26 protein-coding genes are annotated in these 24,296 nt (G+C 60.8%); 15 read left to right on the forward strand and 11 right to left on the reverse strand.

Features of this window, described 5'->3' with window-relative positions:
* Window positions 1-10 precede the first annotated feature (10 nt).
* Window positions 11-922 (forward strand): LysR family transcriptional regulator, encoded by a 912-nt coding sequence (locus tag FS767_RS03295; RefSeq protein WP_144964181.1) that lies wholly within the window; start codon window positions 11-13, stop codon window positions 920-922.
* Here the strand turns inward: FS767_RS03295 and FS767_RS03300 are convergent.
* Both FS767_RS03300 and FS767_RS03305 read right to left on the reverse strand, forming a co-directional pair.
* Window positions 895-2,319 carry an MBL fold metallo-hydrolase RNA specificity domain-containing protein gene (locus FS767_RS03300; protein ID WP_178102706.1) on the reverse strand — a complete coding sequence of 475 codons (1,425 nt, stop codon included), beginning with the start codon at window positions 2,317-2,319 and terminating at the stop codon, window positions 895-897. The two genes, FS767_RS03295 and FS767_RS03300, sit on opposite strands and share 28 nt — an antisense overlap.
* Before the next feature lie 129 nt (window positions 2,320-2,448).
* The gene (locus tag FS767_RS03305; RefSeq protein ID WP_144964182.1) at window positions 2,449-3,831 is read right to left on the reverse strand and encodes a PLP-dependent aminotransferase family protein; all 1,383 of its coding nucleotides are present in this window, start codon (window positions 3,829-3,831) and stop codon (window positions 2,449-2,451) included.
* A 124-nt stretch (window positions 3,832-3,955) separates the two neighbouring features.
* On the opposite strand from FS767_RS03305, the gene FS767_RS03310 reads away from it, so the two are divergent.
* A complete protein-coding gene (locus tag FS767_RS03310) occupies window positions 3,956-4,825 on the forward strand; it encodes a DMT family transporter (RefSeq protein ID WP_058603914.1) in 870 nt (289 codons plus the stop codon).
* Between the two features lie 81 nt (window positions 4,826-4,906).
* On the opposite strand, the gene FS767_RS03315 is transcribed toward FS767_RS03310, so the two are convergent.
* Genes FS767_RS03315 through FS767_RS03335 form a run of 5 tightly spaced genes read right to left on the reverse strand, consistent with a single transcriptional unit; the run spans window position 4,907 to window position 11,404 of the window.
* Window positions 4,907-5,284: a response regulator gene (locus FS767_RS03315; protein WP_027914716.1), complete on the reverse strand. Its 378-nt coding sequence runs from the start codon at window positions 5,282-5,284 to the stop codon at window positions 4,907-4,909.
* Between the two features lie 45 nt (window positions 5,285-5,329).
* Window positions 5,330-6,556, reverse strand: coding sequence for a hybrid sensor histidine kinase/response regulator (locus FS767_RS03320; RefSeq protein ID WP_100851295.1), 1,227 nt, complete (start codon window positions 6,554-6,556; stop codon window positions 5,330-5,332).
* The gene (locus FS767_RS03325; protein WP_058603912.1) at window positions 6,550-7,125 is read right to left on the reverse strand and encodes a chemotaxis protein CheB; all 576 of its coding nucleotides are present in this window, start codon (window positions 7,123-7,125) and stop codon (window positions 6,550-6,552) included. Before FS767_RS03325 ends, FS767_RS03320 begins: the two co-directional genes overlap by 7 nt.
* On the reverse strand, window positions 7,122-7,943 hold the full coding sequence (locus FS767_RS03330) for a protein-glutamate O-methyltransferase CheR (protein ID WP_058603911.1): 822 nt from the start codon (window positions 7,941-7,943) through the stop codon (window positions 7,122-7,124). Before FS767_RS03330 ends, FS767_RS03325 begins: the two co-directional genes overlap by 4 nt.
* A complete protein-coding gene (locus FS767_RS03335) occupies window positions 7,940-11,404 on the reverse strand; it encodes a response regulator (protein ID WP_144964183.1) in 3,465 nt (1,154 codons plus the stop codon). The genes FS767_RS03330 and FS767_RS03335 overlap by 4 nt, the downstream gene beginning before the upstream one ends.
* Before the next feature lie 234 nt (window positions 11,405-11,638).
* Here FS767_RS03335 and FS767_RS03340 point away from each other — a divergent pair, with 234 nt between their 5' ends.
* Complete coding sequence (locus FS767_RS03340) at window positions 11,639-11,998, forward strand: response regulator (RefSeq protein ID WP_144964184.1); 360 nt, start codon at window positions 11,639-11,641, stop codon at window positions 11,996-11,998.
* A 13-nt stretch (window positions 11,999-12,011) separates the two neighbouring features.
* On the opposite strand, the gene cobF is transcribed toward FS767_RS03340, so the two are convergent.
* Entirely contained in the window at window positions 12,012-12,776 is a 765-nt protein-coding gene (gene cobF / locus FS767_RS03345; RefSeq protein WP_144964185.1) for a precorrin-6A synthase (deacetylating), read from the reverse strand.
* Window positions 12,777-13,075: 299 nt separating this feature from the next.
* On the opposite strand from cobF, the gene gloA reads away from it, so the two are divergent.
* Both gloA and FS767_RS03355 read left to right on the forward strand, forming a co-directional pair.
* The gene (gene gloA / locus FS767_RS03350) at window positions 13,076-13,603 is read left to right on the forward strand and encodes a lactoylglutathione lyase (RefSeq protein ID WP_058637309.1); all 528 of its coding nucleotides are present in this window, start codon (window positions 13,076-13,078) and stop codon (window positions 13,601-13,603) included.
* A 93-nt stretch (window positions 13,604-13,696) separates the two neighbouring features.
* Window positions 13,697-13,939, forward strand: coding sequence for a hypothetical protein (locus FS767_RS03355; RefSeq protein WP_058637310.1), 243 nt, complete (start codon window positions 13,697-13,699; stop codon window positions 13,937-13,939).
* Between the two features lie 59 nt (window positions 13,940-13,998).
* Here FS767_RS03355 and FS767_RS03360 read toward each other — a convergent pair whose 3' ends face one another.
* Window positions 13,999-14,820 carry a shikimate 5-dehydrogenase gene (locus FS767_RS03360; RefSeq protein WP_144964186.1) on the reverse strand — a complete coding sequence of 274 codons (822 nt, stop codon included), beginning with the start codon at window positions 14,818-14,820 and terminating at the stop codon, window positions 13,999-14,001.
* A gap of 217 nt (window positions 14,821-15,037) precedes the next feature.
* On the opposite strand from FS767_RS03360, the gene FS767_RS03365 reads away from it, so the two are divergent.
* The 4 genes from FS767_RS03365 (at window position 15,038) to FS767_RS03380 (ending at window position 18,059) form a co-directional block, all read left to right on the forward strand.
* The gene (locus tag FS767_RS03365) at window positions 15,038-15,220 is read left to right on the forward strand and encodes a hypothetical protein (RefSeq protein WP_078478749.1); all 183 of its coding nucleotides are present in this window, start codon (window positions 15,038-15,040) and stop codon (window positions 15,218-15,220) included.
* A 172-nt stretch (window positions 15,221-15,392) separates the two neighbouring features.
* Window positions 15,393-16,508, forward strand: coding sequence for an HWE histidine kinase domain-containing protein (locus tag FS767_RS03370; RefSeq protein WP_144964187.1), 1,116 nt, complete (start codon window positions 15,393-15,395; stop codon window positions 16,506-16,508).
* Between the two features lie 166 nt (window positions 16,509-16,674).
* Window positions 16,675-17,052 (forward strand): response regulator, encoded by a 378-nt coding sequence (locus FS767_RS03375; RefSeq protein ID WP_144964188.1) that lies wholly within the window; start codon window positions 16,675-16,677, stop codon window positions 17,050-17,052.
* 128 nt (window positions 17,053-17,180) lie between these two features.
* Window positions 17,181-18,059, forward strand: a complete 879-nt coding sequence (locus FS767_RS03380; RefSeq protein WP_144964189.1) for a DMT family transporter — start codon at window positions 17,181-17,183, stop codon at window positions 18,057-18,059.
* Between the two features lie 72 nt (window positions 18,060-18,131).
* Here FS767_RS03380 and FS767_RS03385 read toward each other — a convergent pair whose 3' ends face one another.
* A complete protein-coding gene (locus tag FS767_RS03385) occupies window positions 18,132-18,320 on the reverse strand; it encodes a hypothetical protein (RefSeq protein ID WP_144964190.1) in 189 nt (62 codons plus the stop codon).
* Between the two features lie 291 nt (window positions 18,321-18,611).
* Between FS767_RS03385 and pbpG the strand changes: the two genes are divergently transcribed.
* Window positions 18,612-19,538: a D-alanyl-D-alanine endopeptidase gene (pbpG, locus tag FS767_RS03390; RefSeq protein WP_058603901.1), complete on the forward strand. Its 927-nt coding sequence runs from the start codon at window positions 18,612-18,614 to the stop codon at window positions 19,536-19,538.
* A 24-nt stretch (window positions 19,539-19,562) separates the two neighbouring features.
* Here pbpG and FS767_RS03395 read toward each other — a convergent pair whose 3' ends face one another.
* Window positions 19,563-20,009, reverse strand: coding sequence for a hypothetical protein (locus FS767_RS03395; RefSeq protein ID WP_144964191.1), 447 nt, complete (start codon window positions 20,007-20,009; stop codon window positions 19,563-19,565).
* Window positions 20,010-20,174: 165 nt separating this feature from the next.
* On the opposite strand from FS767_RS03395, the gene FS767_RS03400 reads away from it, so the two are divergent.
* From FS767_RS03400 to FS767_RS03420, 5 genes are all read left to right on the forward strand, one after another.
* Window positions 20,175-21,509, forward strand: coding sequence for a lysine N(6)-hydroxylase/L-ornithine N(5)-oxygenase family protein (locus tag FS767_RS03400; RefSeq protein ID WP_144964192.1), 1,335 nt, complete (start codon window positions 20,175-20,177; stop codon window positions 21,507-21,509).
* 166 nt (window positions 21,510-21,675) lie between these two features.
* Window positions 21,676-22,869: a PepSY domain-containing protein gene (locus FS767_RS03405; protein WP_144964193.1), complete on the forward strand. Its 1,194-nt coding sequence runs from the start codon at window positions 21,676-21,678 to the stop codon at window positions 22,867-22,869.
* Window positions 22,866-23,405: a thiamine pyrophosphate-binding protein gene (locus FS767_RS03410; RefSeq protein WP_144964194.1), complete on the forward strand. Its 540-nt coding sequence runs from the start codon at window positions 22,866-22,868 to the stop codon at window positions 23,403-23,405. Before FS767_RS03405 ends, FS767_RS03410 begins: the two co-directional genes overlap by 4 nt.
* Complete coding sequence (locus tag FS767_RS03415) at window positions 23,402-23,722, forward strand: hypothetical protein (RefSeq protein ID WP_027914698.1); 321 nt, start codon at window positions 23,402-23,404, stop codon at window positions 23,720-23,722. Before FS767_RS03410 ends, FS767_RS03415 begins: the two co-directional genes overlap by 4 nt.
* Window positions 23,719-24,285 carry a DUF6162 family protein gene (locus FS767_RS03420; RefSeq protein ID WP_144964195.1) on the forward strand — a complete coding sequence of 189 codons (567 nt, stop codon included), beginning with the start codon at window positions 23,719-23,721 and terminating at the stop codon, window positions 24,283-24,285. Before FS767_RS03415 ends, FS767_RS03420 begins: the two co-directional genes overlap by 4 nt.
* Window positions 24,286-24,296 lie beyond the last annotated feature (11 nt).

A 24,296-nucleotide genomic window follows, 5' to 3' on the forward strand; every position in this document is an offset into this window, starting at 1 on the left:
CGAGGCACAAATGGATCTGACAGGACGATCAGGCGAGATGGAAGTGTTCACCAAAGTAGCGCAAGCAGGCAGCCTGTCCGCCGCCGCCCGTGCACTGGGCCTGACCCCCTCTGCCGTCAGCCGCATATTGGCGCGTACCGAGCAGCGTCTGGGTACACGGCTGATGCTGCGCACCACCCGCGCGATTACCCTCACGCCCGAAGGCGAGGCCTATCTGCGAGGGGCACGCCGTGTACTGACCGACCTTCAGGAAGTAGAGCAGGCCATTACCGACCAGGGCGTTCCGCGTGGTCGGGTTCGCGTCAGCGCTGCACTTGGGCATGGCCGGCTGCGCATCGTCCCCTTGGTGGCGGCGTTCAGCGTGCAGTATCCGCAGGTACTGGTTGATCTCACCCTCAGTGACGAAGTTGTCGACGTACTCGGTGGGCAGGCCGATGTGGCCGTGCGCTTCGGAGCGCTGCCAGACAGTTCGCTGAATGCTCGGCAAATCGATGAAACGGGCCAAGTGATCGTGGCCTCGCCGGACTATCTGAGCCGGCGGGGCAGCCCTTTGCTGCCCGAAGACTTGGCCAAGCACAACTGCTTGCGGTTCAACTTCAGGCGCGCCACGTCGGACTGGCCGTTCGTACGTGACGGGCGCGAGTTCGCATTGAAAGTAAGCGGCAACATCGAATGCAGCAGCGGCGAGGCTCTGGCCCAGTTGGCCAGGCTGGGCGCAGGCATCGCCCGGATAGGCACCTTCACCGTCGCCGATGACCTGGCCAGCGGGCGCCTAGTGTCACTGCTCGAGGCCTTCAACCCAGGCGACCGTGAACCGATTCACGCCGTCTTTGCCGGTGGACCGAACATGCCCGCACGCGTGCGGGTGTTCGTGGACTTTCTGGTCGCCAACCATCAGGGGATGTGCACACTCCCCTCGTGACCGCTCTCGCGATAACGCGCTTGCAAAACGCCAGCCAGGCACTGCTTGGCCTCAGGCTCTCCGTGTATCAGGCGGATATGCGACGGCCAGGCCTGCATGCGTGTGACGAAACCGACCAGATCTGCCTGATCGGCATGGGCTGAATAGCCCTCCACGCGCTCTATTGCGGCACGGATGTATATGCGCTCGCCGTCCAGCATGACGTAGCCGCCTTCCGGGCCATGGGTCAGGATGTCCCGGCCAGGTGTGCCATGGGCCTGGTAACCGACGAACACCACATCGTGCCGGGCATCACCCAGCATCGCCTTGAGGTAGTTGACGATACGCCCACCCGAGCACATGCCATTGCCCGCGATGACGATGGCCGGCCGGGCCGTCTCGGCCAGGTGCTGAACGATGCGCTGGTGCTCCTCATGGCTGTCGATGGTAATCAGTTGCTTGAAGGACAGGGGCTTGCGTCCCTCCTTGATGCGGTCCTGGGCTGATTCGTCCCAATACCCTTGCAGGCCCCTGTAAACCTGCGTGAAACGGCTGGCCAAAGGTGAATCGAGGATGATCGGCAAATGTGGCCAATCCACCTCGGGGCCGGTGTTGGTCTGGTCCTGCCCCGCCAGTTCATGCTCGTGGAGGATTTCCTCCAGCTCGTAAAGCAAATCCTGGGTGCGGCCAATACAGAAAGACGGGATAAGCACCGTGCCCTGATCTTGCAAGGCGCGCTCGATGACGGCCTGCAAGCGTTCACGCCGGTGCTCCCGATCGGCGTGGCGGCGGTCGCCGTAGGTGCTTTCCAGAATCAGCAGGTCAGCGCGCTCGGGAGGGGTCAGGTCTGGCAAGAGTGGGGAATGCGGCGCCCCCAGGTCACCACTGAAGACCACGCGCTGGGCAGTGGCATCCGGCCCTGTCATTTCGAGTTCCACATACGCCGAACCCAGCACATGGCCGGCCGGTTGCAGCCTGACTTTGCAATGGGCACCCTCGGTTTCGTGGAGCGTGAACCAGTTGCCGTAGGGCAAGGCGATGGTGCGCTGCTCCACCACCTTGAGATAGCGTTCCAGTTGCTCCGGATCGTCGCTGATACCTAGACGGAACGCGTCTTCGAGTACGATGGGCAACAGTTGGGCTGACGGTTCGCTACACAGGATCGGCCCCTCGAAACCCGCAGCCAGCAAATGTGGGATTCGCCCGACGTGATCCAGATGCACATGGGTCACGATCAGGGCCTTGACGCCATCGATGGTGAAGTCGAGGGTCAAGCCCTCCCCGCCTTGCCCCTGATCCTCGCCTTGGAAGGCGCCGCAGTCGATCAGCAAGCTGGCCGTCTGGTCCATCCAGACTTGATGGCAGGAACCGGTCACGCCCTCGCGGGCGCCGTGGTGAATGATTTCAGGGTGATCCATGATGGCTAGCCTGCGTGAGCCTGGAGATACGTTGGGCACTGCCCGCTTGAGGAGGGTTCAGAAAAGCTCGGGCGTCATGCTTGCCAGGGCCGCATTGCTGCCCGCTGCCGGCAAGCCCAGGCGCCGGGTTCAGGCATCCAGAGCCCGAGCCAGTACCTCATAGATTTTGCCGTCGGCTGACTGCGCGACGTTGAAACGCACATAGTCCCCCGCCGTCTGGGACTGGCTGAAAGCGTTCCCAGGCGCCAGCACCACACCATCGTTCAAACACACCTTGGCCAACGCGGCGGCGTCCTTGCCCTGCGGCAGACGGCACCACAGGTACAGCCCTGCCTGTGGCATCAGCCAGGGGATGATGCCGAGCGCTTTGAGCTTTTCAGCCGTCCTGTCCCGTTCGATGGCAAGGCGCATCCTCACGTTCTCCATATGCTTGCGGTAGCCGCTGCCGGTGATCGCATGGTGAATGATGTCCGCTGCCAGGCGACCGCCCCCGAAGGTGGTGGCGATCTTCAGGTCGACCAGGCTCTGGATCCAGTCGTGACGCGTGGCGATATACCCACACCTGACCGAAGCGGAGACGGTCTTGGAAAAACTGCCAATCTGGATGACCCGCGCCAGGCCATCGAAGGCCGCGAGCCTAGGGGCTGGCGTATGCTCGAAATCGGCAAAAACGTCGTCCTCGACGATCAACAAGCCCGCGGCCTCGGCGAGCTTGAGCAGCCGGTGTGCAGTGCCGGGTGACAGGGAGGCACCCGTTGGGTTGTGAATACCGGAATTGGTGATGTAGAGCCGTGGCGAATGCGCCGCCAGGGCAGCACCAAATGCATCGATGTCGGGGCCAGTAGGGGTCTGACGTACACCGACGACGTTGACGCTATGGGCCCTGAGCAAGGCATGGAAGTTGAAATAACAGGGATCGTCGAGCAGTACGGTGTCACCGGGTTGGAGCAGAAAACGGCAGATCAGGTCGATGGCGTGCGTGCCAGACTCGGTGAGCATGATCTGCTCTGCCGACACGTCGATGCCAAAGCCTGCCAGTCGCCGCGACAGAAAATGACGCAGCGGCGGATGGCCCTGCGGCGATGCATACTCGACCACCTGCTCGGCTTGCGAGCGCGCAGTAGCCCTGAGCGCCTGGCGCACCCCCGCCTCGAACATCCATTGCGCAGGAAGCCAGCCGCACCCAGGTTTCAGCGTGGCGCCAGCGGGTTCGAGCGCCTGGCGAGAGATCCACAGCGGGTCGACTTCATGCTCGAGCTTGGGCCCCACCTCGGTCAGCACCAAGGGCGCCGCGACCCCTGCCACATAAAACCCGGCGCCACGGCGCGCATGGACTACGCCTTCGGCCACCAGTCGTTCGTAGGCCTCGACCACAGTCGACACCGAAACCTGCATGCTTTGCGCCATTGCCCGTACTGAAGGTATTCGTGCACCGGGCAAATAGGTACGGGCCGCGATGCGCGCATGGACTTCAGTCATGACTTTTCGAATGCGTGTGCTGTGCTCTTTCACAGAAATCCTCTCACCTGTACTGCCCACCGATACCTAACAGTTCCGCCAAACTGTACTGGATTGTACATGGCATCAAAGCGCACGTTGGTGCTGTACTGGCGTCATCGATGACAAGGAGTGCGAGATGCAGAGAACAGCAAGCGGCTGGATCAACGGTTTCATCGGCGTGGTAATTTTCGCAGGTTCCTTGCCCGCAACACGCGTTGCCGTGACGGCGTTCGAGCCGACGTTCCTGACCTGCGCGAGGGCAACCATTGCCGCGTTGGTGGGTGCTTGTTGCCTGATCTTGCTGCGTCAGCCCCGGCCTGGGCGAGGCGATTGGTCATCCCTGGCCGTGACGGCGCTCGGCGTCGTGGTCGGGTTTCCGCTACTGACTGCGTTGGCCTTGCAGCACGTCAGCTCGGCCCACTCCATTGTGTTTGTGGGGTTGCTGCCGCTGTGCACCGCTGGCTTTGCCGTGCTGCGAGGTGGCGAGCGTCCCAGGCCGTTATTCTGGGCATTTTCGTTGGCAGGTGCCGGGTTGGTGGCGGGGTATGCATCAACTTCCGTAGGGCAGGGTTCGCTACTGGGTGATGGATTGATGGTCGCGGCAGTGGTGGTGTGCGGATTGGGGTACGCAGAAGGTGCACGCCTGTCCCGCACACTGGGCGGCTGGCAAGTGATCAGCTGGTCGTTGCTGCTTGCCCTGCCAGCGATGCTGGTGTTGGCGATCATCACCATGCCCACCCTGGCAAACCTGACGCAAGTCGGCGCCTCTGCCTGGTTCAGCTTCGGTTATGTAGCGTTGTTCAGCATGTTCATTGGATTCGTGTTCTGGTATCGCGGGCTCGTCCAGGGCGGGATTGCAGCGGTAGGCCAATTGCAGTTGGTCCAGCCCTTCATAGGGTTGGGGTTGGCGGCGCTGTTGTTGCATGAGCAGGTGAGCTGGGCCATGGTGTCGGTGACGGTGGGTGCGGTGTTGTGTGTTGCCGGGGCCAAGCGGTTCGCCCATTGACGCGCAATCCTGCTTTGGAACTGGAACCAGGCCACTGATCGCTCGACCAGTGGCCAGCCGCTTTGCTGCAACTTACCGCTGTCAGCGCAGCAGGGTCTGGATCTTGTCGTGCAACGTATCGAGGTCGAACGGCTTGGCCAGGATGGGCGCCTTGCGGGTGATCGGGCTGCCGGACTCCAGGATCTCCGCTGGATAGCCGCTGATGAAGATCACCTTGAGGTCCGGCCGCAACTTGACAGCGGGCTCAGCGATTTCCACCCCCGAAATGCCACCGGGCAAGCGAAAGTCGGTCACCATCAGGTCCAGGTGCGGCTTGCTGGCCAGGATGGCAAACGCCTGCTCGCCATCTTCGGCAACCAGCACGTGGTAGCCCTCCCCGGCCAGGTAGTCCCGCAAAATCATGCGAATGGCCGGCTCGTCCTCGACGACCAACACCACATCTTGTGCATCTTCACTCATATCGAAACCTTGGAAATTCTTGCAGTTTGCCATCAGACCCCGGGCTCACGCAGAGGTTGCCCGCGCCTGATCGTTTTGTTGTTCGCACACGCCAAGCGGCAGTTGCAGGGTGAACGTGGCACCTTGGCCCTCTTCGCTTTCGACCAGAATGCGCCCGCGATGGGCCTGGACGATCTGCTCGGAGATATAAAGCCCAAGCCCCAGGCCACCAGTAGCCTGATGGTTCGACACCCGCTCGAACTGCTGGAAGATGCGCTGCTGGTTGGCCGCACCAATGCCAATGCCGTTGTCTTGCACCTGCACGCATGCCATGCCGTCGAGCTCGAACACCCGCACGTGCACAGGTTTGCGCTCCCCGTAGCGCAGGGCGTTGGACAAAAGGTTGGCCAGCACTTGCTCGATGCGGAACTCGTCCCATTCGCCAGCCAGGCGCCCGTCACAATGCAGGTCGATTCGGGTATCCAGCGCGATCGCTTGCGCCGTGAAGTTCTCCACCAACCCCCGTACCAGCTGAGTGAGGTCAAACAGCTTCGGGCGCAGTGACAGTTTACCGGTGCGGATGCGTGACACGTCGAGCATGTCTTCGATCAGCCGTATCAGGCTGTTGATCTGACGCTCGTCGCGCTCGACCATGGCCTTGAGCTTTTCCTCACTGAAGGCCTCCAGATTGCCCCTGGCCAGGTTCAGCTTGCGCAGCTGCGTTTCCAGGATCAAACCGTTTAGCGGCGTCCTCACCTCATGGGAGACGATGGACATGAAATCATCACGCATCCGCACGGCGTGCTCCAGCTCGCAGCGTGCGCTTTGCAGCTTGTCCAGCAAGGCTTCCTGCTCCTGCCGGCTGCGTTCGAGCGCTTGCAGTTGCTGGTCGAGCACTTTGCGCTGACGGTAGAGATCGACGAAAACCGAGACTTTGCTTTTGACCGCCATGGTATCGAGCGGCTTGTAGAGAAAATCCACGGCACCGCTTTCGTAGCCCTTGAAGGCATAGTTCATCTCGCGCCCGGCCGCGGTCACGAACACGATAGGGATGTTGCGGGTTTTTTCGGTGCCGCGCATCAGCTCAGCCAGCTCGAACCCGTTCATGCCAGGCATCTGCACGTCCAGGATGGCCAAGGCGAATTCGTGCTCAAGCAGCAGGGACAGCGCCGCTTCGGCGGACTGGGCTTGGTGCACCTCGCGATGGTCACCCTGGATGAGGGCATCAAGGGCCAGGAGGTTTTCTGGCAGATCGTCGACGATCAGCAGTTTAGCGATGGTCTGGCTTAACATGCGCTGGATTCCAGAGTACCAAGCAACTGCTCGATACCACTCAAAGGAAGAATATGGTCGGGCCGGTGCAGGGCCAAGGCGGCCTCCGGCATTAGCGCGACCTGTGCATCGCGGGGGTCCTGGACGATGGTCCGGCCGCCGCTGTTCTTGATGTAGGCAAGCCCTTGGGCGCCATCTTCGTTTGCGCCAGTGAGCAATATGCCGAGCAGTGCCTTGCCATAGGCATCGGCTGCCGACATGAACAGGTAGTCGATCGAAGGCCTGGAAAAATGCTGCGGCGGTTCCTGGCTCAAAGACAGGGTGAAGTCGCATTCTACCGAAAGGTGATAACCAGGGCCCGCCACAAAAATGCCGCCGTCTTGCAAAGACTGCTTGTCACGCGCTTCGAGCACCGGCCGGCCCAGGCGACGTTGCAGCACTTCAGCCAGATGGCTATGCCGGTCCTCAGGCAGATGCAACAGGCACACCACCGGAACCCTGCACGTCCCTGGCAACCCGCCGAGCACCTTGAACAGAGCAGTCACACCGCCCGCCGAAGCACCGATCACCACAGCCTGTATGCCCTTCATGACTTGCGGTAGATCCGTTCAGGCTTGACCCAGGGCTCGAAGCGCTGGCTATAAGCCGAGAAATCGACCGACTCCTTGCTGCCCAGCACCAGGAAACCCCGGTGGCAGAGGGACTCGTGGAACAGGCCCAGGGCCCGGTCCTGCAAGACCTTGTCGAAATAGATGAGCACGTTGCGGCACGAGACGAGCTGGGTTTCCGAGAACACGCTGTCGGTGGCCAGGCTGTGGTCGGCGAAGGTCACCTGCTCACGCAAGGTGCTGTCCATGATGGCATTGCCGTAGGCAGCGGTGTAGTACTCCGAAAAGTCACGACGCCCACCGGCCAACCTGTAGTTCTCTTCGTACTCGCGCATGCTCGGCATCGAATAGATGCCTTGCTTGGCCTTTTCCAGAGAGTGCGGGTTGATGTCAGTGGCGTAGATGATGGTGCGCTCCAGCAGACCTTCCTCGCGCAGCAAGATGGCCATCGAATACACCTCTTCGCCTGTACTGCAGCCGGCAATCCAGATCTTTATCGATGGCCATGTGCGCAGCAATGGGACCACTTCATTGCGCAGGGCAAGGAAGTGGCCAGGGTCGCGGAACATCTCGCTGACCGGAATCGTCAGGTACTGCAACAGCTGCATGAACATGCCAGGGTCATGCAGTACCCGCTCCTGAAGCGCAGACACGGTCTGGCAGTCGAACTGGCGCAGGGCATGCAGGATCCGGCGCTTGATCGAGGCGCCGGAGTAATTGCGAAAATCGTAGCTGTACTTGAGGTAGATGGCCTCGATGAGCAAGCGGATCTCGATGTCGGTATTGCGTTCGCTAATCAAATTCGCTCCAGTTGCGGCAACCACACACGTATCAGCGAGAACAGGCGGTCCAGGTCGATGGGCTTTGCCAGGTAATCATTGGCGCCGGCCTGCAGGCAGCGGTGCTGGTCGTCCTTCATCGCCTTGGCGGTCACGGCGATGATCGGCAGCTTGCGCCAGCGAGGCTGCTGGCGGATCAGCCGGGTCGCTTCGAAACCGTCCATTTCCGGCATCATCACGTCCATCAGCACCAGGTCGATATCTTCATGCTGTTCCAGGCGTTCGATGGCTTCGCGGCCATTGCGGCCGATTTCGACGATGGCCCCCTTGTGCTCCAAAGCACTGGTCAGGGCGAAGATGTTGCGCACATCGTCGTCTACCAACAGGATCTTGCGCCCTTCGAATACCTTGTCGCGGCTTCGTGCGGTCTTGAGCATGCGCTGACGTTCGTGGGACAGCTGCGACTCCACCTTGTGCAGGAACAGGGTGACCTCATCGAGCAGACGCTCGGGCGAGCGTGCGCCCTTGATGATGATCGAGCGCGAATACTTGAGCAGGTCGGCCTCCTCTTCGCGCGTCAGGTTACGGCCTGTATAGACGATCACAGGTGGGAAGGCGCGGATGTCTTCGGCCGTCATGCGCTTGAGCAACTCGTTACCGAGCATGTCGGGTAACTTGAGGTCGATGATCATGCAGTCGTAGACGTGCTCGCGCAGCAGTGCCAAGGCCTCCTGGGCCAGGCCCACGGCGGTGATCTCGACGTCCTCGTCGCCAATCAACCGGGCAATGCTCTCGCGCTGCAGGTCATCGTCTTCGACCAGCAGGATGCGCTTGAGCTTCTGGGTCAGCTTGGCTTCCAGGCGCCCGAAGACTTCCTTGAGCTCCTCGCGACTGGTGGGTTTGACCGCGTAACCGACCGCGCCCATGTGCATGGCCGCCTCGACCCGGTCCTCGACCGAAATGATATGCACAGGGATGTGCCGCGTCTCCGCCCGCTCCTTCAGGCGCTGCAGTACGGTCAGGCCGGAATGGTCCGGCAGCCGCATGTCAAGAAGCACGGCATCGGGCAGGAACCGAGCGGCCAGCTCGAAACCTTCGTCCGCGCCATGGGCCACCAGGCAGCTGTAGCCCAGTTCATGGGCCAGATCGAAGAGAATACGGGCAAAGTTAGGCTCGTCCTCAATGACCAGAATGCAGCGGTTGGTAAACGGCGACCGCTCGCGGTCATCGGTGAAAGCCAGGATCGGGGGCTTGGCCGCCGCTGCTGGCGGCTGGATGACCGCTGGCATTGAAGTCACCGCAGGGCGCAGGGTAAGCGGCGCGACGGGCTGTTCGTCGACATCATGGCGCTCTGGCAGTACCAGGCTGAATACGCTGCCTTGGCCCGGCGTGCTCTGTACGGTGATCTGCCCGCCCAACAGGCGGGCCAGGTCGCGCGAGATGGACAGGCCCAGCCCGGTGCCTCCGTAGCGGCGGTTACTGGTGCCATCGACTTGGTGAAAGGCTCCGAAAATGGCTTGCTGCTGATCAGGCGCGATACCAATCCCGGTGTCGTGGACCGCGAACACGATACCGGCCTCGGGCTGGTAGCCGATATTCAGGCTGACCTGGCCACGCTCGGTGAACTTGATGGCGTTGGACAACAGGTTCTTGAGGATCTGTTCAAGGCGCTGGCGATCGGTGAACAGGGTCGCAGGCACGTGGTCCTCAGCTGTGACCTCGAAGCCCAGCCCCTTCTGGGAGGCCAGTGGCGTGAACATGTCGCGCAAGCCCTCGACCAGCCGATCGACATGGGTCGTTTCGGGGCGCACCTCAAGCTTGCCGGCTTCGACCTTGGCGATGTCCAGGATGTCGTTGATGAGGTTGAGCAGGTCATTGCCTGCCGAGTAGATGGACTCGGCGAATTTGACCTGCTCCTGGCTCAGGTTGCCCTCGCCGTTCTCGGCAAGCAGCTTGGCCAGGATCAGCGAGCTGTTGAGCGGCGTGCGCAGCTCGTGGGACATGTTGGCAAGGAATTCGGACTTGTACTTGCTCGAACGCTGCAGCTCATCGGCACGAGCCTGAAGCTCGGCCTGGGCACGGCTGAGCTCTTCGTTCTTGAGGTCCAGTGCATCGGTGCGTTCGGACAGTTGCTCGTTGGTCTGCTCAAGCTCCGCCTGTTGGGTCTCCAGATAAGCCTGGGACTCCTTGAGCACTCGGGACTGCTCTTCGAGTTCTTCGTTGGCGGTCTTGAGCTCTTCCTGCTGGACCTGTAGCTCTTCGTTGAGCTGCTGGGTTTCGGCCAGCACCTCCTGCAGGCGTTGGCGGTAGCGGGCGCTTTCGATCGACATACCCAGGTTGCCCGCCACGCGCTCGAGCATCTCCGCGTCGCGCTCCTGCAAAGGGCGCAGCAACCCCAGCTCGATGACGCCGTTGACCTGGCCGTCCTCGGTGGCCGGCACAATCAGGCCGCTGCGGGGTAAACCCTTGCCCAGGCCCGACGCCAAACGGTAATAGTCCTCCGGCAAGGCATCGAGGCGGATCAGCCGTTCTTCACGCACTGCTTGTGCCAGCAAGCCGTGATGATCACCCAGCACCTGCTCGCGGGCCTGCTCCTGGGCTTCGAGCCCATAACTGGCCACGCGCACCAGGCGGCCATGTTCATCCCGCACATACACGGCGCCCACCACGCTGCCCAGGTAGGCAGCGAAGAAGCGCAGGATCTTGTCACCCAGCATGGGCAGGGACAGTTGACCCAGCACCTGCTGGGCCAGTTGGGTCTGGCCGTTGCGCAGCCAGGCCTGATGCTCCAGGCGCTCAGCAGCGCGCTGCTGGGCCTGCAAGTTCTTGGTGTAGCTGTCGGACAAGGCCAGCAGGTCGCGGCGCCCGAGATAAGCGAGCAATGCGCTGAGCCCGACCAGCAACACAACGAACGTGATGATGCCAGCGACGGTGACACTGCTGACCGTCTCATTACGGGTCATGCGCAGCTGTTGCTCGGCCCCGATCAGGTCCTCGAACTCCTTGCGGATTTCGTCGGTCAGGCGTTTGCCACGGCCATTACCGATCAGCTCGCGGTATCCCCCTTCCACGCGGCGCAGGTCGATCATCTGGCTGCCGAAATCGTTCCACGCGCCCTGCAGCGCGATCAGCCGGTCGATGCGTTCGACCTGCTGGGGATTGTCCTCGACCATGCTGCGCAGGCTTTGCAGGCTGTTGAAGATCCTGGGCTTGGCCACCTCGTAAGGGTCCAGGAAGCGCTCATCGCCCGTGATCAGAAACCCGCGCATGCCCGTTTCCATGTCGATCGAGAGCTTGAGCGTCTCGTTGGCATTGCCAATGACCTGGTCGGTATGTTCCACCCACTGCATGGCAGACAGCAGGTAGTTGATAACGGCGACGAATGCCACGGCACCGAGCAGGCCGAGCCCCAGGGGCAGGCCAATGTTGCGGCTCAGCAGCTTGCGAAAGCTACGTTGATCCATCGAGGCAGCTTGTATCATCTGAAAACGCCCGAGCAAATGAAGTCCATGAACAGCATGGTCAATCTTTCCTTATGGTGAGGTGCAGCCCCTGGCCTGGCGCAAGCCCTGATCAGTTGGCCCGGCATTTAGCCAGCATTTGAAACATACCTGTCCCAATCGTTCCATCGGATCGATCAGATCGGTATCCTTCGGGAACTTCTGGGCCTTGGCGAGGCACAGAGCAAAGACATTCATCAAGACAGGATCTGAACCATGTCCCTTCTGGTAGTCGAGGACGACGACATCGTACGCATGCTCATGGTCGAGGTCCTCGAAGATCTGAGCTACGCCGTGATCGAGGCGCATGACGCTGCGACCGCACTGAAAGTACTCGAAAATCCTGACCAAACGCTCGAACTCATGATAACCGATGTTGGCTTGCCGGACATGGATGGCCATGACCTGGCCATGAGCGCACGCGGGCTGCGCCCTATGCTCCCTGTGCTGTTCGCCAGTGGGTATGGAGAAAACGTCGAAGTGCCGGAAGGCATGTATAGAATTGGCAAGCCTTACTCCATCGATCAGTTGCGAGACACGGTGGCCTCCATCCTTGGCGCCCGCTCGGCGCAGTAGCCGGTCAGGTTGGTCAATCCGTAGTCGCGAACACTTCACGACGCAGCAAGTAGATGTCCATTATCCAACCCTTGCGCCGACGTTGACTTGCCCGGGCCTCCAGGATGCGTGCCTTGACCGCTTCCAGGGGCCCGGCGATCAGCATTTCGTCCGCGGTTCCCAGGTAAGCGCCCCAGAAGATCGTGAGCGCTGGATCCGACAATGCAGCGAAGGCGCAGTGACTGTCGAGCATCACCACAACATTATCGATGCGCTCAAGACTCGCCAGCCGCCGCCCCGGCACCACGATCAACGGCTCACCGACACGCGTGAGCGCGATCTGATGACGGGCGGCCAACAGCTGCATGCTGCTTATTCCGGGTAGCACCTTCAAAGCAAGCGACACCCCCCGTTCACGCACCAGCTCCATCACACGCAGCGTGCTGTCGTACAAGCCAGGTTCACCCCACAGCAAAAATGCGCCGGTCTGCCCTGGCTGCAGTTCCGTTTGCAGCGCGGCGGCATAGGCTGCCGCCCTCTGTTGGTGCCAGACTTCAATGGACGTTGCATACCCTGAGGACTGTCTGGCGCGTGGCGGGTCGGTGATCTGCACGATGCGATAGCTGTCGTCGGGCAGGTAATGTTGCAGAATCGCCTTGCGCAACCCCAGAAGGTCTTGCACCTCGGGACCTTTGTCCATGACAAAAAACACGTCCACACCGCGCAGTGCATCGACCGCCTCGTAGGTCAGCTGACGAGGATCACCAGCGCCGATGCCGATCAGCAGTACCTGTTTCATCTACCCTCCTCGTACGCTTTCGTCCAGTTGCCACAAAGCAACCGGCCAAGAGCTTGATCGCGTCAGCGCCATGATGAAACCTCAACACTGGCTTCACACTTTTTTCACAGCACCGTAGGCACCATGAACACAGCTAACGGACTAGCGACCCCATCACGCGCCCGCACACGCGGGCCTCTAATTCCAGCGCCCTGCCTTGAGCAGGGCGCTTTCATTTGCGCAATCGTTTCACTTCCGTATCATGAGCAGCCTGTCCGTTTCGCCGGGTCCTGGCACCCGGCCCCGTCTCAGGAGTTTCCATGAGCTTGCACGATCTGCAAACCGTTCCGGGTGTCACCGCACAGCCTGACGTTGCCACTGCCCAATTCGTCTTCAACCACACCATGCTGCGGGTCAAGGACATCCAGAAGTCGCTGGATTTCTATACGCGCGTGCTGGGTTTCCGCCTGGTGGACAAGCGTGATTTCCCAGAGGCTGCTTTCAGCCTGTACTTCCTGGCCCTGGTCGACCCCGCCCAGATTCCAGAGGACGACCATGCCCGCCATCAGTGGATGAAGTCGATCCCAGGCGTGCTTGAGCTTACGCACAACCATGGCACCGAACAGGATGCCGACTTCGCCTACCACGATGGCAATACCGATCCACGCGGCTTCGGCCACATCTGTGTATCGGTGCCGGACGTGCGTGAAGCCTGCGCACGTTTCGAAGCCTTGGGCGTGCCGTTCCAGAAACGCCTGCAAGACGGGCGCATGAACCACTTGGCCTTCATCAAGGACCCAGATGGTTACTGGGTCGAGGTCATCCAGCCTGGTGAGCTCAAAGCTTAAGGCTCACAGGCCACGCTCGTCGGGCGTCCGCCTGCATGCCCTTTGCTGTGGTATATGAAGTAAAGGATTCATTGCCACAGCGAGGTACCGATCATGCAATCGCTCCAGTGTGAATACCGCAAGCACCTCATCACCGCCAGCGTGATGCCTCACCCTGACTCGCCTTTACCTTTTGCGGCAGGCTGCCTGATCACGGCGCCCGACGGCCATGTCAGCCGGCGGCTATCGATGCCCATGAAGTTCTTCAGCGACTTGGACAATGCTCAGCATGTGTCGCTGGCGTACGGTCGTGCGCTGGTTGACGAGCAATTGGATAAGGCCAGGCAAGCGTTCTAATCGCTGCAGCGACCAGCTCAACTTGCTGGTCGCCGAATAGTGCAGGATCTGCCCCTGGCTCAACCTTGGCGCGCGTAGGCCACGGCAGCCTGTACCTGCTCAGGGGTTGGCCTGATACCGGTGTACAGGACAAATTGCTCCAACGCCTGCAATGCGATGACCTCAAGCCCGGTGATCACCTGCTTGCCAAGCTTCTCTGCATGCTCGATCAGAGGTGTTTGCACTGGCATGGCCACGACATCGAATACGCGCTCGGACGCAGCAATGGCCATCTCGCTGAACGCGAGCTGCTGCGCCTCTGGCCCACCGGCCATGCCCACCGGGGTGACGTTGATCAGCATCGGCGGGCAAAGGTCGTCAAGCTCAGGCAGCCAGCGGTAGCCGCACACATCGGCCAGCTCCCGCCCGGCCTGCTCGTTACGGGCGACAATGATGCCTTCGCCAAACCCTGCGTCCCGCAACGCGCTGGCCACCGCCTTGGCCATGCCACCGCTGCCACGCAAGGCGAACGCCGTAGCCGGGTCGACCTTGTGCTGCGTCAACAATTGCCGGACTGCCAGGTAGTCCGTGTTATAGGCTTTGAGGTGGCCCTCGGTATTGACCAGGGTGTTGACTGAATCGATGGCCGCAGCCGACGGGTCGATTTCATCGACCAACGCCATGCACGCTTCCTTGTACGGCATCGAGACACCACAACCACGAATCCCAAGCGCCCGGATACCTGCTACGGCTGCCGGCAAGTCATCGGTGCGCATGGCCTTGTAATAGAAATCAAGGCCAAGCTGCTCGTAGAGGTGATTGTGGAAGCGAACACCGAAGGTGCCTGGGCGGCCTGCCAGGGAAATGCACAGCACGGTATCCCTGCTGGGGGTAAGGGGCATACGCGATCCTTCTACGGTGTACAGACGGTATGTGAGCCTAGCAGAGCGGATGGCCCAAGCCTACCGACTCGACACTGCACGCAACGCTGTACTCATCGCCCACTGCACAGTGGCGCCAGCACGTTAGGCAAAACTGATAAGCACTATTGAGCACATTGATTTCAGTCCCGCCTGCAGCGTCGGTACAGTAGCCCCATGTCTTAGCGGAGGGTTGCAGATGGCCACTATCGAGATCATGTCCGTTATCGGCTCGGCAGTACCGGCCAATTTGCGCGATCAGGGCCTGCTGGCTTGCTGGTATCTGGTCAGCAATGGCGAGCCGGTCAGCGGACCAATGCCAAGCCTGGCCAGTGCCCGCGCGCTGATTGAAAAGTTGCAACCCGGCACCCTCCTCGCCTGACACGAATTTAGCGCTGCTCCCTGTTGCCCGCCACTGTGCGGGCTTTTTTTTGTGTTGAATCACTGGCCGGCTGCGAGCATCCACGAAAAGCTGTAACCTTGCCGTTCCAAAAAATCCGAGACACCTCGTCCAAGGAGACATCTTTGCCCCTCCCTGCAAGGCTCCCTGGCTTATGACGGCACTTGTCGACAGCTTTCGGGACGAAGCCATCGAAATAATGGCCAACGGTGAGTCCATCCTCCCGTTGCTGGGCGCCTTCGTAACTGCACTGGCTGGGGAAATGCCTGGCAGTCACGTCGGCATCAATATCCTGGATAACCCAGGCAGAACCTTCAGGCACTCTGTTTTTCCGAGCCTGCCCGAAGCTTTCAGCAGCAAGCTGACTGGCAATCCCATTTCGACAAACCGCGGCTCATGCGGCCTGGCCATTTTCAGCGGCAAGGCCATCGATGTGCCTGACGTGGCCAGCGATCACCGTTTCGCAGCTGGGTGGAAGAGCCTGTTTCGTGAGTATGGGCTCAAAGCGTTGACGTCGTTCCCGGCTCCGGACAAGGACGGCGCCGTACAAGGCACGATCGCCCTGATCTACGACCCGCAACGCCCGCTTACCGAAGCCTTTCGCGCACATATGCCCAGCGCTTTGCGTTTGTGCGCGCAGCTCTGCGCCTACAGCCGCACCCAAGAAGCGACTGAGATACTCGTGACCGAACTTGATCATCGTATGCGTAACCTGTTCAGTACCATTGGCGCTGTCGCAGTCCTGACTGCGAAGCATCATCCAGAAATCACCGAGTTTCGCCGTGTTCTGCAAAACCGCCTAGTGATGATGCAGAAGGCTCATACGCTGGCGCTTGCAAAAGCCCCGACCAGCTTGAATACCTTGGTAACTGAAACGTTGGCACCCTATGTGACGGGCACGCACGACGACAAAGGCGGGCCGCACATACTCCTTGCGCCTGAGGCGGCCTCTGCATTGGCGTTAGTCCTGCATGAGTTGGCGACTAACGCCGCAAAATATGGAGCCCTTTCCCAATGCGGCGGCGTTGTGGCCTTCAGCTGGCAGATTGAAGAGCAAATGGATTCACCTCCCCATTTCACCTTCAATTGGCATGAAAGCGGCGGCCCAGTGGTCACGCCGCCCTTCAGGCGTGGCTATGGCACTCTGATGATGCAAGGCAGCTTACGCAACGCGTTCAACGGCAAGGTGACGTTCAACTATGAGCCTGCTGGGTTCAGCTGCCAGATCAGCGCCCCGTTTACCCAAAAATTGGGCCAATACCTCTGCTGAACGGCAGGGATGAGCAGCTGAAATCGGTGATGGCATACATGCCACTGTTGTACAGCCGTCGAGTATCAAGCCAATAGTTGTACAAACTGCACCGCTTATCCATTCGAAGCAACAGGCTGCTGACCAAGCCCTCGGAAGCACATGATGGAAACAATGGTCTGCGGTCATGAAGGGTAAACGGATTTTAGTGGTCGAGGACGAGCCTGCCCTGAGGGAGTTTTTGGTCACGATCATAGAAGATACAGGCGCGACGGTTGTCTCAGTGGATACCGCCGAGGAGGGTATCCGTCAACTTGATAAGCAGCCTTGGGCGGCAGTGGTAACCGACGTGCGTACACCGGGGCTTTGCGATGGCTGGGATCTTGCCTGGACGGCTTACAACAAATGGCCACGCCTACCCGTGATTGTAACCAGTGGCGGGCACAGCAGGCTCGATGTGCCGTTACCGCCAACCGCAGCGTTCATTGGCAAGCCGTGGTCGATCGAGACAATGATCAGGATGCTAATGGAGTGCACCGGTACGGACCACTCATCCGATAACTAGCCAGCAAGGTGCTGCCAATCGGGCAATTGCCAGTGGGCGGGCAAAGCTTTATCTTTGCGTTTTTAGGTACCGCTGACAGACATTTCTCGGTAAGGCATTCGGTATAAATGCCTGCCCAAGGATTTGTCATGTCGAAAAATACCCTGTGGTCAATTTCGCTTCTGGCTGTCACGGCGGTGTGGGGCTGGAGCTTCGTGGCCAAACACGACACGCTGACCATCATGCCTGCCTCCACATTGAATGCGTGGATGTTCAGCCTGGCGGCAGCGGCCTTGCTCCCCTTCTCGATTCGCTCGTTTCGACTGATGAACCTAGGCACGTTGTTGAATGCGGGCTTGGCCGGGGTCGTGTTGTTCATGGCTTTTTCGCTGCAGACCTCCGGGACCGCGCTGACTACGCCCTCCAATGCTGGTTTCATCACGGGCTTGTGCACTGTTTTCACACCGGTGCTGCTTTACCTCATGGGCAAGGGTCGCCCGAGCCTCAAGCAAGGGATCGGAACGGGGATCGCGGTATTCGGACTTGGCCTGCTGAGCCTGGACGGGTTCACCCTGCACTACGGTGACTTGCTGGTGCTGGGGTGTGCCGTGTGCTTCGCCTTGCATATCGTGATGATATCGACGTTCACCACGCCTGCGCTCGCCATGGCATCGGCTTCGATTCAACTGGGCGTCGTCGGCGCGCTTTCGCTGATATGGAGTGTGGCGAACAACGCGTTCTCCGTGCCCACCACGCTGCCTGTCACCGCCACCCTACTGGCATTGGCGCTGCTGGCAACAGCCTTGGCTTACGCGATCCAGAACCGCGCTCAGGCGGTGTTGGCCCCGGAAAAGGTGGCGTTGATATTGATATGCGAGCCAATTTTCGGTGGCCTGTTCGGCTACTTCCTTGCCGGTGATCGCTTACCTGCCGAGCGCCTGGCCGGCGCAGGCTTGATCCTGGTCGGGCTGGCCGTGACAGAGCTTCGACTCACAGGCATTGCCTGGCTTGCCTGGCGCAGGTCCTAACGCCGTTGCGATGCGCAAGTAACGCCAGGCCCGCGGATGCTGGACCCGCTGCGAGGCATCATCTGCTTCCCATCACTCAGGCTTGGGCGCCTCTTCATCTTCATAGGTGAGGTCTACGACGAGCTTCACTGCATCCTCGTCATCTTCGAGCAATTGCACATCCCCCTGCTGGTCCTCGACCTCGTAGAGCTCATCGAGATCGTCACGCTGGTACCACTCCGGTATGTCGTCTCCGCGATACGTCCTCAACTTCACAACCATGCCTGGATCCTCCGTGTGTTCAAAGGTGACAGGGCTGGTTCCCATGGAGTTCACCTCAAATCAGTAAAACAGCCCAAGCGGCTCCATGAGACGGGCGACCAAGGGCCATGGGGGCGGACAGAGTCGGGGCAGTCAAATGGCTGTAGCCCTACACGCAGGATTAAATTCTCTTCACCTTGCGCCCATTGGTGATAAGGCAATCGACACGGCTTGAGCCATACTCCAGAATGCGCCGGCTTGGGGAAAACCCTCGCAATGCCAACGACATAGCCCCCTTTAGTGAGCCTCAACGTGAAAACGATCCTGTCTACCCTCAGCCTTTTGTTGTTGCTCACAGGTACCGTGACCCCCATCAGCGCCGCTGTCGCTGCACAGCCCGCCGCCCAGTTGCAACGTGACCCTGCCAAGCTGCACCTGGCCTCCGGCAGCGCCCTGTTGATCGACCTCAACAGCAACAAGGAGCTGTACGCCAGTCACCCAGACCGCGTGCTGCCCATCGCGTCGGTGACCAAACTGATGACGGCCATGGTCGTGCTCGACGCCAAGCTGCCCATGGACGAAATGCTGACCATGACCATCGCCAACAACCCGGACATGAAAGGCGTCTACTCCAGGGTTCGGCTCGGCAGCCAGCTGAATAGACGCGAGACGCTGCTGATCACCCTGATGTCCTCGGAAAACCGCGCCGCGACCACCCTGGCCAACCATTACCCTGGCGGTTACCCGGCGTTCATCAAGGCAATGAACGCCAAGGCACGCAGCCTGGGCATGAGCCATACCCGCTACATCGAACCCACCGGTCTTTCGACTCAGAACGTCTCCACTGCACGCGACCTGACCAAACTATTGATGGCGTCGCGCAAGTACCCCCTGTTGAGTACGCTGTCGACAACCCGTGAGAAAACCGTAGCGTTCAGCAAACCCAACTACACACTCGGGTTTCGCAACACCGACCACCTGGTGAACAAGAGCAACTGGGACATCAAGCTGACCAAGACCGGTTTCACCAACGAGGCTGGGCACTGCCTGGTGCTGTTGACCCGCATGGACAACCGGCCGGTCGCCATGGTCATTCTCGATGCATTCGGCAAGTACACCCACTTCGCCGACGCCAGCCGTATGCGCCAGTGGCTGGAAACGGGCGCGACCAAGCCGGCCCCGGCGGTGGCCATGCAGTACAAGGCCGATCGGCACAAGGCGCGACTGGCCGCCGACTGACCCCCAAGGTTTGGTCGGTGCCTGCTAGGCACGGGTGCTGACCAGGCCACCGGCACTGCCGCCACCGCTTTGCTGCAATAGCTCCAGTAACTTTGCCGAGGCCGCGATGATCTGGCTGCTGAGCGTGGCAATGCTGCTCTGCTTGGTGCTGATGGCAGCCATCTTTGCGGTCTCTTCCATGTCGCTGTTCATCAGCGCTGCCAGTTGTTTCTGCTCCTCTGCCAGCTGTTTCTGCAACGCCTTGATCAACTCGCGCAACTGCTTGACCGCCTCTGGCTCGTCGCTGTCCTCGCCCTGTGCCGCCTGTGCCTGGCCTGTAGCCGTGGCTTTGATGCTGTCACCGGCGATGCTCAGCGGACCAGGCGCCTCGCCCGCCTGCACGCGCCGTTCGCGCTCGGCGGCAGCATCAAGGCTCAGCGTCTGGGCTGAGACGCCGTTGATCAACAGATTGCTGGAGGTGATTGCGACCATGATGATTCCCTGCTCCAAAACCGGTCCGTGCCCCTTTTATCGGCTACAACGGCCTGGTCTTGAGCCCTGCTAAATTCCCTCTCGGTTGGCTCGTTCCAGAAGATGTACCAGCGCGGTAGCCGGATCACCGGTGAGCGTCCACATCGACCTTATGGAATCGCGGCCATGACCCAAGCCCCACAGCAGGAAACCATCAAAGATCTGATCGGCGTAGGCTTCGGCCCGTCCAACCTGGCGCTGGCAATCGCCCTGCAAGAGCTGGCCGAAAGCCAAGGGCGTGCCCTGGACGCGCTATTTATCGAAAAGCAGCGAGACTATCGCTGGCACGGTGAAACCCTGGCCACCCAAAGCGAGTTGCAGATCTCCTTCCTCAAGGACCTGGTATCCCTGCGCAACCCCACCAGCCCCTACAGCTTCGTCAATTACCTGCACCAGAAACAGCGCCTGGCCGACTTCATCAACCTGGGCACCTTCTACCCGTGCCGACTGGAATACAACGACTACCTGCGCTGGGCTGCCGAACACTTCGCGACCCAGGCGGTATACGGTGAAGAAGTGCTGCGCATCGAACCTGAACTCACCCAGGGCCGCGTCGAGCATCTGCGCCTGGTGTCCCGTGATGCCGAAGGCCGGGAATACAGCCGCAGGGCCCGTTCGGTCGTAGTGGGTAGCGGCGGTACACCGAAGATTCCGGAAACGTTCGCGGCCTTCAAGAACGACCCGCGCGTGTTCCACCATTCCCGCTACCTCAGCAGCCTCAGCCAGCTGCCCTGCAACGCCGGCAAACCGATGCGCATCGCGGTCATCGGCTCAGGCCAGAGCGCAGCCGAGGCGTTCATCGACCTCAACGACAGCTACCCGTCGGTAAAGGTGGACATGATCCTGCGCGCCTCGGCACTCAAGCCGGCCGACGACAGCCCGTTCGTCAACGAGATCTTCGCACCCGACTACACTGACTTGGTCTATAACGAACCGGCCGATCAACGCAGCAAGTTGCTCGATGAATACCACAACACCAATTACTCGGTGGTCGACCTGAACCTGATCGAGCGCATTTACGCCATTCTCTATCGGCAAAAAGTCGCCCATCAGTTCCGCCACAACGTGCTTTGCCGGCGTCAGGTAGAAGCGGTAGTGGGCAGCGCAGAAGGCATCGAGTTGACGCTCAGCGACTTGGCCACCGGCCAACAACAGACCCACCGCTACGATGCCGTCATCCTGGCCACCGGCTATGAGCGCCGTTCGCACCGGGACTTGCTGGCCCCGCTGGCTGGCTACCTCGAGGATTTCAACGTTGACCGCAACTACCGCGTACTGACCAGCCCCGACCTCAAGGCGTCGGTGTACCTGCAAGGCTTCTGCGAGAACAGCCATGGCCTGAGCGACACCCTGTTGTCAGTTCTGCCCTCGCGGGCCGCCGAGATTGGCCGTGCGCTTTATCAAGACCTGCCTTCGTTGCGCACCCTGCCCCTGCCAGAAGCGGTCCTGTCCCGCGCCTGACAGACGCTTTGCCACCGGCCCCCAGCTTCAGGCGCAGGGGCCGGCTCCCCAGCCTGAAACATTTCCTTGCATTTAAATCGACGGAATTTCGATTCTCATTCGTCCTTATCAATACAGCTCTCCAGGGTTGGGCTTAAGCTCGGCCCCTTATTGTGAAGATCGTCTGATGGCCAAAACTCCAAAGAAATCCAAGTCCAGGCTCTGGTTCCTGGTCCACAGCTGGCTCGCGCTGCCGATCTGGTTCTTTGTTCTCATCGTCTGTTTCACCGGCATGCTCGCGGTGGTCAGCCAGGAGATCGTATGGCTGGCCGACCCTGCGGTGCGCGCCAACAAGCCCGATGCCGACGTGGACCGCCTGAGTTTCCAGCAAGTGCTCGATGCGCTGCACAAGGCTGAGCCCGACATGATCGTGGACATGCTTCGCCAGCCCGACGGTTCTCACTTCGCGGTCGTTGCCAACGTTACCCTGCCCGACGGCACCAGCCCTACGCTGTATGTAAACCCCTACACCGGGGCCATCCAGGGCAAGACCCCCGACTTCGATTTCGAAGCCTTCACCCGTGCCTTGCATGGGTGGTGGCTGGTGCCGTTCACCAACGGTTACAGTTGGGGCTGGTACCTTGTTTCACTACTGGGCCTGCCCATGCTGGCGTCCCTGGTCACGGGGCTTGTGGTGTACAAGAAATTCTGGAGAGGGTTCTTCAAGCCGGTGCGCACCGGTCACGGCTCGCGGATTTTCTGGGGGGACGTGCACCGCCTGGCCGGCGTCTGGTCCATCTGGTTCATTGCCGTCATTTCCATTACCGGTACCTGGTTCCTGATCCAAGCCATTCTGGGCGATAACCACGTCACGATTTCCACACGGCCCATCGTGCCGGTGATTGCACGCGAAGACGTGCCGCAGACCACCGACGGCACCCCCGCACCACGCATCGACCTGGACGAAGCCGTGCGCATTGCCGGGCAGGCGGTGCCAGGCCTTGAGGTCAGCTTCGTGATATTGCCCGCCACGGCCTACAGCCACATCAGCCTTTCAGGGCCGGGTTGGTACCCGCTGATGTTCCAGAATGCCTCGGTCAACCCCTACACGCGCCAGGTCGACAGCCAGTTCCGCATCAGCGACCGCACGCCCCTGGAGTTCGTCACCGAATCCATGCGTCCGCTGCACACCGGCGATTTCGGCGGGCTGCCGATCAAGCTGGTGTGGTTCTTCTTCGGCCTGGTGTTGACCTTGATGGTGTTCAGCGGCCTGCTCATCTGGACCAAGCGCACTGCCCAGGCCACGGCCGCCGCCCTCAAGCGAAGCGAGCGCGCGCCCCGCGTCGCGCAGCGCGAGCCTACCCTGGAGACCCAACCATGAGCCAGGCACACACCCTCGCGCAACGGCCACTGAAGCAGTTCTGGTTGAAGTGGCGGTTTCACCTGAACATTCTGCTGATCCTGATCCCGCTGGGTTTCATGCCCCAGTACTTTGCCGATGCCAAGCTGTTTCGCGGCGAAGCCGGGCTGGGCGCGAACGTCATCCGCGATATCAAGGTAGGGCCATACAGCCTGGACCTGGCTGAAATGCGTGACGAAGTGCCCCAGGCTGATGGCCCGGCCGGCTATTTCAAGGTGTTCAATGCCGCCCTCTGCAAAGGCTGCGCCCAAGAGGTGAAGGCCACCTACCTGCGCATCGGCAAACCGCGCAGCCTGCGCGCCGCCGGCACCATTTTCTTCGGGGCGCCCTACCACATGGGTACCTCCCTTCCGATTGCGCCGCGTACTCGGCCAGATGCCCAGGTGTGGATCACCCTCGAAGGCTGGGACGGCAGCATGCATCAAGCCTCGGTGCCCTTGGCCCAGGCATCGCCAGCCACCGTGGCCTGGCTCAAGAAACAAGGAGGCAACAAATGAAACACCTCATGCGTAGGCTCATGCTCCCTTCACTGCTGTTAACCGCCACGGCTGCCATGGCCCACAACCCCATGTGCGAGTGTGAGGAAGTGCCGGGCAGTCAGATCAAATGCACGGGCGGCTTTTCGGACGGGAGCGGTGCACCCGGGGTCACCCTGGATGTGATCGGCTACGACGAACAGGTGCTGGTCGGCGGTAAGCTCGGGGATGACTCCACCCTCACTTTCAAGCGCCCGGATGGCGAATTCTACGTGTTGTTCGACGCAGGCCCAGGCCATGTGGTCGAAGTCGACTACGCCGACATTTCGCAACCATGAGCCGGGTTCAGGTGATTCGCCCGGCCGGCGCCGGGCATGAAACGCTGTATGTGCTTTTGGTCAGTGCATTGATCGTGGCCCTGGCAGCCAGCGTCGTGCTGGTGCGCGGGGAGCGTGTCGACGATCAGCCGATCGCCAGCCATCAAATCGACGCTCGCCGGGACCTGACCCCAGCTGAGCAAGGCCTCTATACCGACCTGCGGGTGGCTTTCGACGAAATACAGTACCTGCGCGAGGAACAGGGCGCCGTCCCCGAGGTGCAGGCGCTGGCGGCCGAGGGGCTGCCGCCTTTCGTCATTGATGCCGGTAGCCAGGGCCGTGGCGATCACCAATGGTCGTCGCTGGCGGGCGGCGCCTACCTGGGCCGCAGCCAGGCGCCGGAAGTCGCCGGCCACCTGCTGATGATCCTGCCCGAAGGGGGCGCCGAGGCCAACGTCTGGCTCTACCGAGGCAACCCCAGCCCATCGGTCGATGACCTTGCCCCGGCAAGCCTGATCGCCGTCGGCTGGCGCCAGGTCGTCAGCCACTACGACGCCGGTGTCACCCGCGAACACCGTCACTGACTTAAGGAACG

The organism is Pseudomonas sp. DE0010, from assembly GCF_007680745.1.
Lineage (GTDB): Bacteria > Pseudomonadota > Gammaproteobacteria > Pseudomonadales > Pseudomonadaceae > Aquipseudomonas > Aquipseudomonas parafulva_B.